We start from the raw sequence: 14,426 nt of genomic DNA on the forward strand, positions 1-14,426 counted from the left end.
CGATGAACATGATCGAACCCACGCCACAAGCCACGCCGGCCGTCGTCTCGCCGCACCCTTACGCGAGCGCGCGCCGCGACGAGGCCCTGCGCAATCCGCCGGGCGCGGCGCGGCGGGAAACGCTTCTCTATCTCGACGGCGTCAACAAGAGCTTCGACGGCTTCAAGGCGATCAACAATTTGTCGCTGGTGCTGGTGCGCGGCGAGATGCGCGCGATCATCGGCCCCAACGGCGCCGGCAAGACGACGATGATGGACATCATCACCGGCAAGACGAAGCCGGATTCCGGCGAGGTCTATTTCAACGGCGACGTCGATCTCACCCGCCACGACGAGGCGGCGATCGCCGGCATGGGGATCGGCCGAAAGTTCCAGAAGCCGACCGTGTTCGAGGGCCACACGGTGGAGGACAATCTCCGCCTGTCGCTGGCCGGCTCGCGCTCGATCTTCGCCGCGCTCGTCCATCGCAAGGACGACGGCGAGCGGGCGGCGATCGCGAGGATCCTCGACACGACGCGCCTGTCGGCCAAGCGCCGGACGCTGGCAGCGGACCTCTCGCATGGCCAGAAGCAGTGGCTGGAGATCGGCATGCTGCTTGCCCAGGATCCGGAACTCCTGCTGGTCGACGAGCCGGTCGCCGGCATGACCGACGCCGAGACCGAGGAAACCGCGCGGCTGCTGCGCGAGATTGCCGAGACCCGCTCGGTCGTGGTGGTCGAGCACGACATGCATTTCGTCCGCGAGCTGGCGGTGAAGGTCACCTGCCTGCACGAGGGCTCGGTGCTGTCGGAAGGCACGCTCGACCACGTCTCGAAGGACCCGCGGGTGATCGAGGTGTATCTTGGGCGGTAAGGGCGGTGGCGGCGACTTGGGTGGCGCGGCCGCTGAGGACGGTGCGGGCGGCGTGGTCGGCGTCGGCACCGAGGTCTCCGTCGGGATGCCGCCTCCTCCGCGTCGTCATCCTCGGGCCCCGTCCCGAGGATCCAGGACGGGGGAGGTGGCGAGCCTTGGGCGGACTGTCGTCCGTCCCATGTCGCGGAGCCATTCGGCGGCGCGCGACCGGTGGCGACGTTGCCCTGGATCCTCGGGACGGGGCCCGAGGATGACGAACTGCAGGGGCCCGAGGATGAGGAAAGAGCAAGGCCCGTGGGGCACGAAGGGCCGGCAACGTCCGACATCGACGCCGCCTCAACCCCGCGACAACGCCGTCGCAGCCAGGAACCAGCCATGCTGACCGTCTCCAATGTCGACCTTTACTACGGCGCCGCGCAGGCGCTGCGGGGCGTGTCGCTGGGCGCGAAAAAGGGCGAGATCACCTGCGTCCTCGGGCGCAACGGCGTCGGCAAAACCTCGCTCTTGCGGGCCATCGTCGGCCAGCAGCCGATCAGGGCGGGCGAGATCGCACTGGACGGCCAGAGCCTCGGCCGGCAGGCGCCGTACAACCGGGCGCGCAAGGGCATCGGCTTCGTGCCGCAGGGCCGCGAGATCTTCCCGCTCCTGACGGTGCGCGAGAACCTGCAGACCGGCTTCGCGCCGCTGAAATCCGCCGACCGGACGATCCCCGACCATGTCTTCGAGCTGTTCCCGGTGCTGAAGGACATGCTCGGGCGGCGCGGCGGCGATCTTTCCGGCGGCCAGCAGCAGCAGCTCGCCATCGGCCGGGCGCTGGTGACGCGGCCGCAGCTTCTGGTGCTCGACGAGCCGACCGAAGGCATCCAGCCGTCGATCATCAAGGATATCGGCCGGGCGATCCGCTACCTGAAGGAGCACTCGGGCCTCGCGATCCTCCTGGTCGAGCAGTATCTCGATTTCTGCCGCGAGCTCGCCGACAAGGTCTACATCATGGATCGCGGCGAAATCGTCTTCGAGGGCCCTGCGGAGGGCCTCGACGACCCGGCGGTGCGCCGTCACCTGACGGTCTGACGATCGTCTTGGAAGCGACGCAGCGGCATGCTAGCAATCGCCGACCGCCCGCACCCGGGATGACCCCGGCCGCCACAGGCTGTGCCGCGGTCCCGGGAGGGTCGGCCGTTGCGCTTCGTGTTCCTGTTGCTTGCCCTTGCGGCATTCGGTTCCTCTGCGCGCGCAGAGGAGCTGGTCAAGGCCAGCGATACCGACACGATCGTCGATCTCGCCAGGGGCTTCGGATCCGCCACGATCGAGAAGGGCGACACGACCTACATCAAGGGCCGGATCGACGGCACGGTCTACGCGATCTTCTTCTACGACTGCGACGCGGAAGGCGCCGACTGCAAGAGCATCCAGTTCTATGCGTCGTGGGACGATGCGGTGGTGAAGCCCGACGCGATCAGCGCCTGGAACCGGGACAAGCGCTTCGCCAAGGCCTACATGGACAACGAGGACGATCCGGTGCTGGAGATGGACGTCAACATGCGCCACGGCGTTGCCCGCGCCAATCTCGAGGACACGATCGACTGGTGGCGGATCTCGCTGGAGAAGTTCAAGTCGGACGTGCTGGAACTCTAACCGCGGCAGCGCCGGTCGGGCCGGAGGCCGCGGCGCCGCGGCCGTCGATGGTGCGGCAATGACGTCTGCCGTTGTTGCCGAAAGCACGCCGTCGGATGCGTTTCCTTCGATGCAGCGCGCGGCAGGCGCCGTCGCAGCCGACTTCCGCCTCGTCGCCGGCCGCTCGCGATTGCAACGCCTGCACCAGGCCGGCTGCCTGAAGCTGCGTTTTCCGCGGCTGCCGGCCGCCGAGGCCGAAGCGGTGCTGATCAACACCGCAGGCGGGCTGACCGGCGGCGATCGGCTCGACCAGCAGTTCGGCGTGGCAACAGGCGCGCATTTCACCGTCACCACCCAGGCCTGCGAGCGGGTCTACCGCGCCTCGTCGGGACATGCAGGGGTGACGACGCGCGTCCAGATCGGCGAGGACGCCGGGTTTGCCTGGCTGCCGCAGGAGACGATCCTGTTCGAGGCCGGCGCGGTTCGCCGTTCCCTGACGGTCGAGGCCGAGGCGTCGTCCCGCTTCGTGCTGTGCGAGAGCATCATTCTCGGCCGCGAACGGATGGGCGAGACCGTCGAGAGCGGCCTGCTGCACGAGCGCTGGCGGGTCCGCGTCGACGGCAGGCTGGCCTTCGCCGACGACCTGCATTTGTCCGGCGCCATCGCGGCGGGTACGGCGGGACCCGCCAGCCTTTCCGCAAACCGCGCGCTGGCCACCGTCGTCGCCCATGCTCCGGCCATCGAGACGAAGCTCGCCGCCGTCCGGGCGCTGGTGGGCGCCAGCGGCGGCGCCAGCCTCGTCGGCGGGCTCATGGTAGTCCGCCTGCTGGCACCGACCGGCTTTGCGCTGCGCAAGCGGCTGATTCCGGTGCTCGCGGCACTGGCAAACGCGCCGGTGCCGCGCGTATGGTCGCTGTAACGACACGATGAGGAATCAGGAATGCAGCTGACCCCCCGCGAGAAGGACAAGCTCCTCGTCTCCATGGCCGCGCAGGTCGCCCGCCGCCGCCTCGAACGGGGCGTGAAGCTCAACCATCCGGAAGCGATCGCGCTGATCACCGACTTCGTGGTCGAGGGCGCGCGCGACGGCCGTCCCGTCGCCGAGCTGATGGAAGCCGGCGCCCACGTCATCACCCGCGATCAGGTGATGGAGGGCATCGCCGAGATGATCCACGACGTGCAGATCGAGGCGACGTTTCCCGACGGGACCAAGCTGGTGACGGTGCACGAGCCGATCCGCTGACGCCGACGTGACGGTTCAGCGGGCGCCGCCGGCGTCCGCGTCCATAGCCGTGTCGCCGCCCTCGAGCGCCGACACGGCGATGGGATCGCCCTCTGCAGCGACCTCCAACGGCCTGCCGCCGACGAAGCGGTAGCCCTGCTCGACCCGCGAATAATAGCCGGCGCCGGTGACGCCGCCGAGCGTCACCGTGCGCACCAGCAGCGGCTCGGCATGGCCGGCCGGCAGGCACGCAGCGAAAAGCGTCGCCGCGATCACGGATGATCTCAGCATCTGTCGACTCCAACCTGTTGTCGGCAGCAGGCACCGGTCGTTGATCGCCGGTGCTCCAGCCTGCCTATGCGTCTCGAGCGGCCCTTATCTGTCGAGGCGGGCCGGTTCGAGAGCCTTCTAGCGGGCCGCTGGTTTCCGGAAGTTTGCGGTGCGGTGACGATCTGGCGATATCGTTTCGCAATTGTTTCGACGCTGGCGGGGCTGCCTCGCGTGCGCTGCGAGAAAGGCTTTGACAGCCAGAAGGCGGGCTTACATGATCGCCCCACCCCCGATTCATCAAGGGGGCAAGGACGCGACCCAAACCGGGGCGCCTGTCGATCAAAGAGAGACAAACATGTTCAAGCGCCTTTCGCTCACCATCGCCACGCTCGCTGCCGCGACGGCTCCCGCTTTCGCCCATCTCAATCCGGCTGAGCATGGCTCGTTCATGGCCGGCGTGTCGCACCCGCTGTTCGGCTGGGACCACATCCTGGTGATGGTGGCCGTCGGCCTCTGGGCGGCGATGATCGGCGGGCGGGCGCTTTGGGTCGTGCCGACGGCTTTTGTCGCGATGATGGGCGTCGGTTTCGCCATGGCGGTGGCCGGCTTCCCGCTGCCCTTCGTCGAGCCGGTGATCCTCGCCTCGGTGGTTGCGGTGGGCGTGCTGATCGCCGCTGCCGTGCGGCTGCCGGTCCCGGCCGCTGCCGCCGTCGTCGGCGCCTTCGCGCTGTTCCACGGCTCGGCCCATGGCGGCGAGCTCGGCAGCGCCGGCGCGCTGTCCTTCGGCCTCGGCTTCGTGCTGGCGACGGCCGGCCTGCACCTGGTCGGTATCGGCCTCGGCGTCGGCCTTTCGCGCGTCGGCAGCCCGCTGCTGGTGCGCGGCCTTGGCGCCGCCTCTGCGGTCGCCGGCCTCTATCTGATAGCCGCCTGAGCCACCGGTCCGGAGCGAGCGCATGATCCCCGGCGAAATCATCACCCGCGACGGCGAGATCACCCTCAACGAGGGCGCCGCCGTGGTGACGCTGGAAGTCGGCAATACCGGCGACCGGCCGGTGCAGGTCGGCAGCCACTATCATTTCGCCGAGACCAATCCGGCGCTCGCCTTCGACCGAAACGCGGCCCGCGGCATGCGCCTCGACATCGCGGCAGGCACCGCGGTCCGCTTCGAGCCGGGCCAGACCCGCGAGGTCACGCTCGTGCCCTATCGCGGGTCGCGGACGGTCTTCGGGTTCAATGGCAAGGTGATGGGGCAGCTGTAGACGCGGCTGCCCCATCACTTCGCTCTCAGATCGCCGGACCCTCGTCCGGTGGGCAAGGGTGTTCCTGACGGAGGGGTGAGGCGATGTGTGACCACTGCGTGATCGAAAGCGTCAAGCGGCAGATGCTGAGCCGCCGCAGCGTCCTGGGCGGCAGCCTGGCAGCCGCGGCCGCGAGCGTCGCCGCCCCGGCCTTCGCCCAGGATGCGACACCGCCGGCGGGTGCCGCGCAGGCCGGCCGGGCGCTGACCATCGCCGACATGACCCATGAGCTGTACCCGGAATTTCCGACCTATTTCGGCGAGCAGCAGTTCTTCATGGAACAGAAGTTCTCCTTTGCCGAAGACAAGTTCAATCTCTTCGAGCTGCGGGTGAACGAGCACACCGGCACGCATGTCGACGCGCCGCTGCACTTCTCCGAAGACGGCCAGTCCGTTGCCGAGATCCCGGTCGAGAAGCTGATGGCGCCGCTGGTCGTCGTCGACATCAAGGCGAAGGCCTCGGAGAACCCGGACGCGCAGGTGACGCCCGATGATCTGCAGGCCTGGATCGACGCGAATGGCGACCTGCCGGCAAATTGCTGCGTCGCCATGAATTCCGGCTGGCAGCAGCATCTGGGCACCGACATGTACCGCAATGCCGACCAGGACGGCACGATGCACTTTCCCGGCTTCCATCTGGAAGCCGTGCAGATGTTGCTGGAAGGCTCGGCCGTCGGCATCGCCGTCGATACGCTGTCGCTCGATTTCGGCATGTCGCCGGACTTCGCCGTTCATTACGGCTGGCTGCCGGAAGGGCGCTGGGGCCTCGAATGCATCGCCAATCTGGACGCGATGCCGGCCACCGGCGCGACGCTGATCGTCGGGGCGCCGAAGCATCGTGGCGGGACGGGCGGTCCGGCGCGCGTCTTCGCGCTGACTTGAGACGCCACCATGGCGACCAGCCCGCTGGTGACAGATGAGGACGCCGGCCCCCGCGTCAAAGCGGTGTTCGACGACATCAGGGAAACGCGCGGAACCGACTATGTGAACAATTTCTGGCGGGCGCTGGCCGCCGATCCGGCGACGCTGGAGCGGACCTGGCAGGAGGTGAAGGCGGTGATGGGCGCGGAGGTCGCTCTCGATCCGCTGACGCGCGAGCTGCTCTACGTCGCCGTCTCGGCGACCAGCGGCTGCAGCTATTGCGTCCATTCCCACACGGCTGCGGCACGCGCCAAGGGCATGACCGACGCGCAGTATGGCGAGCTGCTGGCCGTCGTCGGCCTTGCCGCCAAGACCAATCGCCTTGCGGAGGCGCTGCAGGTGCCGGTGGACGAGGCGTTTCTGCGCTAAGCCGTTCGCGTGCCGTCAGTCGCCGTTCGGCTTGGGCGTCGCGCTGGGGCCGGCGGCCATTCCGCGGCGAATGGCGCCGAGATCGACATCGACGGTCGGGGTGGGGATCCGGTAGGCCTGTGGCGAGCCGGCACCCGCCGTCGACTGGAATCCGTCGTCGTCGCCCAGCGTGGTCGTCGCGGCACTGCCGCCGATGCCCGAGCGGGCGAGGCCGTCGACATTCAGCGAGTTGATCGACGAATCGCCTTCGGTCGCGCGGGCCGCATTGGCGTCGGCGCCGCCCCGTGAGCCGAGGCCGGTATCCGGTATGATCGGATCGGTGACGGTTGACCCGACGCCGCTCGCCGACGAGCCGATGCTACTGCCACTGCTGCCGATGCCACTGCTGCCACCGCCGCTGATGCCGCTGCCACCTATGCTGCTGCTGCCAATGCCGCTGCTGGAACCACCGACGCTGCTGGATGAACCGACGCCGCCTGCGGCGCTGCTGCCGGTGCTTCCAACCTGGGCGAGGGCCGGAAAGGCGAAGAGGGCGGCTGCGACGCCCATCGTGATGGCGGGGGATGCACGCATGGGGAGCGCCTTTCGGTTGCTGGCGAGAGCCGAGACTAAATCTGCCTAAGGGCAACTCCAACCATCCGCTGCAGTTCCGTCGCGTCCCGAGCCAGCCCTATCGCCGGATGATCGCCCGGCCGTTGGACCGGCCGCGCGTCACCGCGCTGCCGCCGATGGCGTTCGGCCCGCTGCGGGCGAAGTCGCCGGCATTGATGTCGTTGAGGTCGGAGCGGCCTTCCGTGGCCCGGCGCTGGATCGAGCTGCGGTTCGCTTCGCTGCTGCCCCGCGGCACGACGGGCTGCAGATAGCTGTCGTCGAAATCCTTGCCGTAGACGCGCTCCTCGACCGTGTCGCCGAAGACGTCGGCGCCGGGAACGCGCGGCCCGGCGCCGCGCCGCGGGGCGCCGTCGATGCGCATGCCGGACACCGACGAGCCAGGCACGCTGCCCATCGGCCCGGGATCGAAGGCCTGGGCGAGCGCCGGGGAGGGTGCGAGCAATGCGGCAAGAAGCGCCATGCGGATCATGATGGTTCCCTGGGGGGGCCTGACGTGCGGATGTCCCGCCTCTGGCAGTTTCGCCGCAAATGGCGATAGCGGGAAGACAAGCTTTCGCGACCGATCTAAGGTTGGCGATGCTGCGCCGCAATGGCGCGTTCGTGCCGTCTCCCCAGCTGTCCGGAGTGATTGCCCATGCCCGCCAGGATTGCCCGCTCCTCCTATGCCGCGATGTTCGGCCCGACGACCGGCGACAAGGTCCGGCTCGCCGACACCGAACTGTTCATCGAGGTGGAGAAGGACTTCACCATCTATGGCGAGGAAGTGAAGTTCGGCGGCGGCAAGGTCATCCGCGACGGCATGGGCCAGTCGCAGCACACGCGGGCGGAGGGCGCCGTCGACACGGTCATCACCAACGCGCTGATCCTCGACCATACCGGCGTCTACAAGGCCGATATCGGCCTCAGGGACGGGCGCATCTGCGGCATCGGAAAGGCCGGCAATCCCGACACCCAGCCGGGCGTCACCATCATCGTCGGCCCCGGCACCGAGGCGATCGCCGCCGAGGGCAAGATCGTCACCGCCGGCGGCTTCGACAGCCACATCCACTTCATCTGCCCGCAGCAGATCGAGGAGGCGCTGTTCTCCGGCGTCACCACCATGCTCGGCGGCGGCACCGGCCCGGCGCACGGCACGCTGGCGACCACCTGCACGCCGGGGCCCTGGCACATGGCGCGCATGCTGCAGGCGGTGGACGCGATGCCGATGAACATCGGCTTTTCCGGCAAGGGCAATGCCTCGTTGCCGGCGGCGCTGGAGGAGATGGTGCTGGGCGGCGCCTGCGCGCTGAAGCTGCACGAGGACTGGGGCACGACGCCGGCGGCGATCGACTGTTGCCTGTCAGTTGCAGACGACTACGACGTGCAGGTGATGATCCACACCGACACGCTGAACGAGAGCGGCTTCGTCGAGGACACGGTCGCGGCCTTCAAGGGGCGCACGATCCACGCCTTTCACACCGAGGGCGCCGGCGGCGGCCATGCGCCGGACATCATCAAGGTCTGCGGCCTGCCGAACGTGCTACCGTCCTCGACCAACCCGACCCGGCCCTACACGGTGAACACGCTCGAGGAACATCTCGACATGCTGATGGTCTGCCACCATCTCGACGCGTCGATTCCCGAGGACATCGCCTTCGCCGAAAGCCGCATCCGCAAGGAGACCATCGCGGCCGAGGACATTTTGCACGATCTCGGCGCCTTCTCGATCATCGCCTCGGACAGCCAGGCCATGGGGCGCGTCGGTGAGGTGATCATCCGCACCTGGCAGACCGCCGACAAGATGAAGCGCCAGCGCGGGCGACTGCCCGGCGAGACCGGCGACAACGACAATCTGCGCGCCCGCCGCTACATCGCCAAATACACGATCAACCCGGCGATCGCGCAGGGCATGTCGAAGGAGATCGGCTCGATCGAGGTCGGCAAGCGCGCCGATCTCGTCGTCTGGGACCCGGCCTTCTTCGGGGTCAAGCCGGGCCTGGTGCTGCTCGGCGGCATGATCGTCGCCGCGCCGATGGGCGATCCCAATGCCTCGATCCCGACGCCGCAGCCGGTGCATTACCGGCCGATGTTCGGCGCCTTCGGCAAGGCGGTGGGGGCGATCGGCGTCACCTTCGTCTCGGCAGCCGCGATGGGCACGGGGCTGCGCGAGACGCTCGGCTGCGACAAGCAGTTCCTCGCCGTGGAAAACACCCGCGGCGGCATCTCCAAGGCCTCGATGATCCTCAACGACGCGGTCCCGTCGATCGAGGTGAACCCCGAGACCTACGAGGTGCGCGCCGACGGCGAATTGCTCACCTGCGAACCGGCCACGGAGCTGGCGATGGCGCAGCGCTATTTTCTGTTCTAGCTTCGATCCGCGAAACCGACCGCACGGGAGCAGGCCATGTCGACGCTCCGTACCCAGGCGCCAAAGGACGACGAACGGCAGGCCGAACCGCCGGCCGGCTACGACGTCGATTTCCATCGGTGGACGGTGATGCAGGCAAAGGCGCTGCGAGACGGCCGGTGGCAGGCACTCGACATCGCCAATCTGGTGGAAGAGGTGGAAGGCTTGGGCAAGTCGGTCCGGCGGGAGATACGATCGCGCCTGATCGTTCTGCTGCAGCATCTGCTGAAGTGGCAGTTCCAGCCTGCCCGTCGCTCGCCCAGCTGGCGGGCGACGATCCGCGAGCAGCGCAGGGAGATCGCGCAGGAACTTCGCGAGAGCCCGAGCCTCGCCCGCTATCCGCAGGAATGCCTGGCGGACCAGTACGACATCGCGCGGCTGAAGGCGGCCGGCGAGACGGAACTGCCCGAGGAGACATTCCCGGCTGGCTGCCCGTTCACTATCGAGCAGGTTCTCGACGAAGCGTTCTATCCCGAGGCCTAGCGGGGGCGTCGGGACGATCGACCAGGGCATCCAAGCGTGACGCGCTGCAAGACAAAGCATGGGAGGGAGATCATGATGAGACGGTTCGCCATGGCGATCGCAGCCGCGCTGGCGTTGGTGGCGCCTGCCACGAACGCGCAGACGTTGACGCCGTTGACGCTGGAACTGCCAGGGACGGCCGAGCGGACCACCGTCGCCTATGCCTGCAAGGCGGGTGCCGACGCGGAGGCGACGCCGCTGTCGGTCGAGTACATCAACCTGCCGGGCAACAATTTCGCGCTGCTGCCGATCGACGGCGAGCCGACGCTGTTCGTCGGGGTGCTGGCCGGATCGGGCGCCAAATATGTCGCCAAGGACATGGTGTGGTGGACGAAGGGGCCGCGCGGCGACCTCTACAGCGAGCGGACGCCCGATGCAGCCGACCGGACGGTCTGCCAGGTGCAGCGCTAGGGCGTCTGGCTTGCCGGGATCGACTGCTGCGCGAACGTCAGTGCGCGCCCGCGACGCTGGCGTGGACGGCTGGCAGGTATCCCGCCGCCAGGGACGCGACGGTCGGCGCCGGCGTGATCACCGTGACCACGCCGGGCGGAATGGGCGCGGTCGCGTCATAGCCGCCGAACGTCCAGCGTCGCAGGCGGCCCCGCCAGACGAGCCATGGCTCCGCCTCGACCAGGACGAAGATGCCGTCCGGCAGGTCGGCGGCGGGCCGCTCGTGCCGGATCTGCGCCCGGCTCCGGCGGTCGACCCGGGCCGTGTGCAGGGCGGCGTCCATCGCGACGGCGGTCGGTCGATCGTCGCTCCCGTTCGCCGTCACCCACGCGGCACGAAACGCGTTGAAGTCGGCGCGGCGGCATTCGGCGCAGGGCCGGTGACCCGCCGCCAGCGATGTCGCCTCATCGAGGAAGAACAATTCGGTATAACGGCCAGGCGCCATCAGCTTGCGGCGACGCTCCTTGAACTGCAGCGTGCAGGCGATCCAGGCCTTGTGCTTCCAGCGGCTCGTTCCGAGCCGGCGCTTGTCGTCGTGAAGGATGCCGCGATTGCCCATCAGCGTGCCGCGGGCGGGATCGGCGACGATCTCGCCGAGCGGCGTCACGCGGTTCTGCAGCGTCATCGCGGCACCCCTTTTCGTCCGGTGCTGGTGATCGCACTGGCGGCGGCCGGCCGGCGAAGTATCTTAAGCGCAAATCGCAAAGGGAATCACGGAATGATCGTGGGTGCTTCGGTCAGGCGAGCGGGCGAGTGGACGGCGGAAGCCGACACCATCACGCTGGACGAAAGTGCGCGGCATCGCCGGCGCATGGCGATGGTCACCGATGGCGGCATAGCCTTCCTGCTCGACCTCGCCGAGGCGACGCTGCTGCGGGACGGCGACGCGATCGAGCTCGACGACGGGCGGCTGGTGGCGGTGAAGGCGCGGCCGGAAGAGCTCTACGCGGTCAACGGCCGCGACACCCGGCATCTTCTCGCCATCGCCTGGCAGATCGGCAACCGGCATCTGCCGGCGCAAATCCTCGACGACCGCATCCTGATCCGGCGCGACACGGTGATCCGCGAAATGCTGGAAGGGCTCGGCGCAAACGTGACGGAAACCGAGGCAGGGTTCGATCCGGAAGGCGGCGCCTATGGCGGCGCGCACGAAGCGCATGGGCACGAGCCCGTGCCGGACTTCATCGACCGGTGAGCGCAGCTCCGCCCGGCCTCGCCCCCGACCAACCGAGCAGCGGAATAGCCCGCCCGTCGCTGCCGCAGCTGCTGACGCTGTTCTCGCCGGCCTTCCCGATCGGCGGTTTCGCCTGGTCGCACGGGCTGGAATCGGCCGTCGCCGAGGGCATCGTCACGGATGGGGACGGGGTCGCCGCGTGGGTCGGGCTGCTGCTCGACCGGGGCAGCGGCTGGAACGACCTGGTGCTGATGGCCGAGGCGTTCCATGCGGCGGCGGCAGGGGACCGGGAGCGTTTCGTCTCGGTGGCGGAACTCGGCGTCGCGCTGGCAGGCAGCGCCGAGCGACGGGCCGAGACGCTGGCGCTGGGCGCGGCCTTTACCGAAGCGTCCGCGCATTGGGCCGGTGAGGGCAGCGGACCAGGCATCGAAGCGTCGGCCAGCGGCCTTGCCGCGGTCACGGCACCCTGCGGCGGACTGCCGTACCCGGTCGCCGCCGGTCGGCTCGCGGCCATGGCGGGGCTGCCGCTGGATGACACTTTGGTCGCCTACGCTCATGGCTTTGCCGCCCCGCTGGTCTCGGCCGCGGTCCGGCTGGTACCGCTGCCGCAAAGCATCGCGGTCCGCGTGCTGCACGGGCTGGAGCCGGCGATCGGCGACGCGGCGAACCGTGCGGCAAGCGCGACGCTGGACGATCTCGGCTCCTCGGCGCTAGGGTCCGACATTGCCGCGATGCGGCACGAAACCCTGCACACGAGGCTGTTCCGCTCATGATCTCGAAACACGGCCCGCTGCGGGTCGGCATTGGCGGCCCCGTCGGCTCGGGCAAGACGACGCTGGTCGAAAAGCTCTGCAAGGCGGCGCGCGACACCTGGTCGATCGGCGTCGTCACCAACGACATCTACACGCGCGAGGACGCCGAGGCGCTGGTTCGCCTGCAGGCACTCAGTTCGGACCGGATCATCGGCGTCGAGACCGGCGGCTGCCCGCATACCGCCATCCGCGAGGACGCCTCGATCAACATCGCGGCGATCCGCGACCTCAACGCCCGCCATCCGGATCTCGACCTGGTGCTGGTCGAATCGGGCGGCGACAACCTGGCCGCGACCTTCTCGCCGGATCTCGTGGACCTGTCGATCTACGTCATCTCGGTCTGCCAGGGCGAGGACATCCCCCGCAAGGGCGGGCCGGCGATCACCCGCTCCGACTTGCTGGTGATCAACAAGACCGACCTCGCCCCCTATGTCGGCGCCGACCTGGAGCGCATGCGGTCCGATGCCGCCAAGGGGCGCGGCGACGGCGCGACGATCTTCGCCGATCTGTCGCGGGCGAGGGGGATCGGCGACATCTTGGCGTTCCTCGTCGCTACGGGCGGCTTGCCGGCAGTCGAGCACGCCGCGTGACGCGGCTGTTCCTGAAGGACCCGCTGGCGATCCTCGCCGATGGCGCCGAGGGCGGTATCGTCGTCGAAGACGGGCGCATCGCCGAGCTTGTGCCGGCCGGTGCGGCGCCGGCGCAGCCGGTGGACGCGGTCTTCGACGCTTCCCGGCACGTGGTCCTGCCGGGCCTCGTCAACACCCACCACCATTTCTACCAGACCCTGACGCGGGCGCATCCGGCGGCGATCGACAAGGAACTGTTTCCCTGGCTCACGAGCCTCTACCCGATCTGGGCGCGGCTCGATCCGGACAGTTTCCGCCTGTCGGTGCGGCTCGCCCTGACCGAACTGCTGATGTCCGGCTGCACCACCGCGGCGGACCATCATTACCTCTTCCCGAAGGGGCTCGAGAACGCCATCGACATCGAGGCGGAGGAAGCCGCGGCGCTCGGCATCCGCATGACGCTGACCCGCGGCTCGATGAATCTGAGTCAGAAGGATGGCGGCCTGCCGCCGGACACCGTGGTGCAGGACGAGGACGCGATCCTCGCCGACAGCGAGCGGCTGATCGGGCGCTGGCACGACCGTACCGACGGGGCGATGACGCAGATGGCGCTGGCGCCCTGCTCGCCGTTCTCGGTGACCAAGAGCCTGATGATCGCCAGCGCGGCGCTGGCCGACAGGCACGATTGCCGGCTGCACACGCATCTCGGCGAGACCGAAGACGAGAACCGTTTCTGCGAGGCTACCTTCGGCTGCCGCCCGGTGGATTATCTGGAAGAGGTCGGCTGGCTCGGGCCGCGGACCTGGCTCGCCCACGGCATCCATTTCACGACCGAGGAATGCCGACGGCTCGGCGCCCACAAGGTCGGCGTCTGCCACTGCCCGGCATCCAACGCGGTGCTGGCCTCGGGCTTCTGCCCGGTGAACGAGCTCAAGGCGGCGGGCTCGCCCGTCGGGCTCGGCGTCGACGGATCGGCCTCGAACGATGCGTCCAACCTGATCGAGGCGGCACGGCACGCGCTGATGGTCGGGCGGCTGAACTATCGCTTAGCGGAGGCGATGACCGCGCGCGACGTCCTCGCCATGGCGACGGAGGGATCCGCCGCCTGTCTCGGCCGCGGCGACATCGGCCGCATCGCGGTGGGGCGGCAGGCGGATCTGGCGCTGTTTACCCTCGACGAGCTGCGCTTTTCGGGCGCGCACGACCCGATCGCGGCGCTGGTGCTTTGCGGCGCGACCCGCGCCGACCGGGTGATGGTGAAGGGGTCGTGGCGGGTGGAGGACGGCATGCCGGTCGGCATCGACGTCGCCCGGCTGCGCGCCGAGCATGGCGCCGCTGCACGGCGCTTTGCCTGATA

At 68.9% G+C, this 14,426-nt stretch carries 20 protein-coding genes; 16 read left to right on the top strand and 4 right to left on the bottom strand.

Translation table 11 applies throughout. The features are described from left to right. Window positions 1-2: 2 nt before the first annotated feature. The 5 genes from urtD to GTW51_RS11340 all read left to right on the top strand — a co-directional run bounded on the left by urtD (window position 3) and on the right by GTW51_RS11340 (window position 3,708). Window positions 3-851: an urea ABC transporter ATP-binding protein UrtD gene (gene urtD, locus GTW51_RS11320; protein ID WP_246232990.1), complete on the top strand. Its 849-nt coding sequence runs from the start codon at window positions 3-5 to the stop codon at window positions 849-851. A 375-nt stretch (window positions 852-1,226) separates the two neighbouring features. Further along, a complete protein-coding gene (urtE, locus tag GTW51_RS11325) occupies window positions 1,227-1,922 on the top strand; it encodes an urea ABC transporter ATP-binding subunit UrtE (protein ID WP_163044033.1) in 696 nt (231 codons plus the stop codon). 117 nt (window positions 1,923-2,039) lie between these two features. Then, a complete protein-coding gene (locus GTW51_RS11330) occupies window positions 2,040-2,486 on the top strand; it encodes a YbjN domain-containing protein (RefSeq protein ID WP_343034001.1) in 447 nt (148 codons plus the stop codon). Window positions 2,487-2,595: 109 nt separating this feature from the next. After that, window positions 2,596-3,384, top strand: a complete 789-nt coding sequence (locus tag GTW51_RS11335; protein ID WP_246232992.1) for an urease accessory protein UreD — start codon at window positions 2,596-2,598, stop codon at window positions 3,382-3,384. A gap of 21 nt (window positions 3,385-3,405) precedes the next feature. After that, entirely contained in the window at window positions 3,406-3,708 is a 303-nt protein-coding gene (locus tag GTW51_RS11340) for an urease subunit gamma (protein WP_163044036.1), read from the top strand. Between the two features lie 15 nt (window positions 3,709-3,723). Here the strand turns inward: GTW51_RS11340 and GTW51_RS11345 are convergent, their stop codons facing one another. Further along, the gene (locus GTW51_RS11345) at window positions 3,724-3,978 is read right to left on the bottom strand and encodes a hypothetical protein (RefSeq protein WP_163044037.1); all 255 of its coding nucleotides are present in this window, start codon (window positions 3,976-3,978) and stop codon (window positions 3,724-3,726) included. A 334-nt stretch (window positions 3,979-4,312) separates the two neighbouring features. On the opposite strand from GTW51_RS11345, the gene GTW51_RS11350 reads away from it, so the two are divergent. The 4 genes from GTW51_RS11350 to GTW51_RS11365 all read left to right on the top strand — a co-directional run bounded on the left by GTW51_RS11350 (window position 4,313) and on the right by GTW51_RS11365 (window position 6,544). Then, window positions 4,313-4,888, top strand: coding sequence for a HupE/UreJ family protein (locus GTW51_RS11350; RefSeq protein WP_163044038.1), 576 nt, complete (start codon window positions 4,313-4,315; stop codon window positions 4,886-4,888). A 22-nt stretch (window positions 4,889-4,910) separates the two neighbouring features. After that, on the top strand, window positions 4,911-5,216 hold the full coding sequence (locus tag GTW51_RS11355; protein WP_163044039.1) for an urease subunit beta: 306 nt from the start codon (window positions 4,911-4,913) through the stop codon (window positions 5,214-5,216). 83 nt (window positions 5,217-5,299) lie between these two features. Then, the gene (locus GTW51_RS11360) at window positions 5,300-6,136 is read left to right on the top strand and encodes a cyclase family protein (protein ID WP_163044040.1); all 837 of its coding nucleotides are present in this window, start codon (window positions 5,300-5,302) and stop codon (window positions 6,134-6,136) included. A 9-nt stretch (window positions 6,137-6,145) separates the two neighbouring features. Then, complete coding sequence (locus GTW51_RS11365; RefSeq protein ID WP_163044041.1) at window positions 6,146-6,544, top strand: carboxymuconolactone decarboxylase family protein; 399 nt, start codon at window positions 6,146-6,148, stop codon at window positions 6,542-6,544. Window positions 6,545-6,559: 15 nt separating this feature from the next. On the opposite strand, the gene GTW51_RS11370 is transcribed toward GTW51_RS11365, so the two are convergent. Next, window positions 6,560-7,093, bottom strand: a complete 534-nt coding sequence (locus tag GTW51_RS11370) for a hypothetical protein (RefSeq protein ID WP_163044042.1) — start codon at window positions 7,091-7,093, stop codon at window positions 6,560-6,562. Window positions 7,094-7,214: 121 nt separating this feature from the next. Further along, a complete protein-coding gene (locus GTW51_RS11375; protein ID WP_163044043.1) occupies window positions 7,215-7,625 on the bottom strand; it encodes a hypothetical protein in 411 nt (136 codons plus the stop codon). A gap of 165 nt (window positions 7,626-7,790) precedes the next feature. Here GTW51_RS11375 and ureC point away from each other — a divergent pair, with 165 nt between their 5' ends. The 3 genes from ureC to GTW51_RS11390 all read left to right on the top strand — a co-directional run bounded on the left by ureC (window position 7,791) and on the right by GTW51_RS11390 (window position 10,475). Then, the gene (gene ureC, locus GTW51_RS11380) at window positions 7,791-9,503 is read left to right on the top strand and encodes an urease subunit alpha (RefSeq protein ID WP_163044044.1); all 1,713 of its coding nucleotides are present in this window, start codon (window positions 7,791-7,793) and stop codon (window positions 9,501-9,503) included. Between the two features lie 36 nt (window positions 9,504-9,539). Next, window positions 9,540-10,025, top strand: coding sequence for a DUF29 domain-containing protein (locus tag GTW51_RS11385; RefSeq protein ID WP_163044045.1), 486 nt, complete (start codon window positions 9,540-9,542; stop codon window positions 10,023-10,025). A 72-nt stretch (window positions 10,026-10,097) separates the two neighbouring features. Beyond that, complete coding sequence (locus GTW51_RS11390) at window positions 10,098-10,475, top strand: MliC family protein (protein WP_163044046.1); 378 nt, start codon at window positions 10,098-10,100, stop codon at window positions 10,473-10,475. A gap of 37 nt (window positions 10,476-10,512) precedes the next feature. On the opposite strand, the gene GTW51_RS11395 is transcribed toward GTW51_RS11390, so the two are convergent. After that, a complete protein-coding gene (locus GTW51_RS11395; RefSeq protein WP_163044047.1) occupies window positions 10,513-11,139 on the bottom strand; it encodes a hypothetical protein in 627 nt (208 codons plus the stop codon). A gap of 93 nt (window positions 11,140-11,232) precedes the next feature. Here GTW51_RS11395 and GTW51_RS11400 point away from each other — a divergent pair, with 93 nt between their 5' ends. From GTW51_RS11400 to GTW51_RS11415, 4 genes are read left to right on the top strand one after another with little or no spacing between them, the layout of a single operon-like run. Beyond that, window positions 11,233-11,709, top strand: coding sequence for an urease accessory protein UreE (locus tag GTW51_RS11400; protein ID WP_163044048.1), 477 nt, complete (start codon window positions 11,233-11,235; stop codon window positions 11,707-11,709). After that, window positions 11,706-12,461: an urease accessory UreF family protein gene (locus tag GTW51_RS11405; protein WP_163044049.1), complete on the top strand. Its 756-nt coding sequence runs from the start codon at window positions 11,706-11,708 to the stop codon at window positions 12,459-12,461. The genes GTW51_RS11400 and GTW51_RS11405 overlap by 4 nt, the downstream gene beginning before the upstream one ends. Beyond that, window positions 12,458-13,090, top strand: a complete 633-nt coding sequence (ureG, locus tag GTW51_RS11410; RefSeq protein ID WP_163044050.1) for an urease accessory protein UreG — start codon at window positions 12,458-12,460, stop codon at window positions 13,088-13,090. The genes GTW51_RS11405 and ureG overlap by 4 nt, the downstream gene beginning before the upstream one ends. Continuing rightward, the gene (locus GTW51_RS11415; RefSeq protein WP_163044051.1) at window positions 13,087-14,424 is read left to right on the top strand and encodes an 8-oxoguanine deaminase; all 1,338 of its coding nucleotides are present in this window, start codon (window positions 13,087-13,089) and stop codon (window positions 14,422-14,424) included. Before ureG ends, GTW51_RS11415 begins: the two co-directional genes overlap by 4 nt. Window positions 14,425-14,426 lie beyond the last annotated feature (2 nt).

This window comes from Aurantimonas aggregata (assembly GCF_010500835.1).
Taxonomy (GTDB): domain Bacteria; phylum Pseudomonadota; class Alphaproteobacteria; order Rhizobiales; family Rhizobiaceae; genus Aurantimonas; species Aurantimonas aggregata.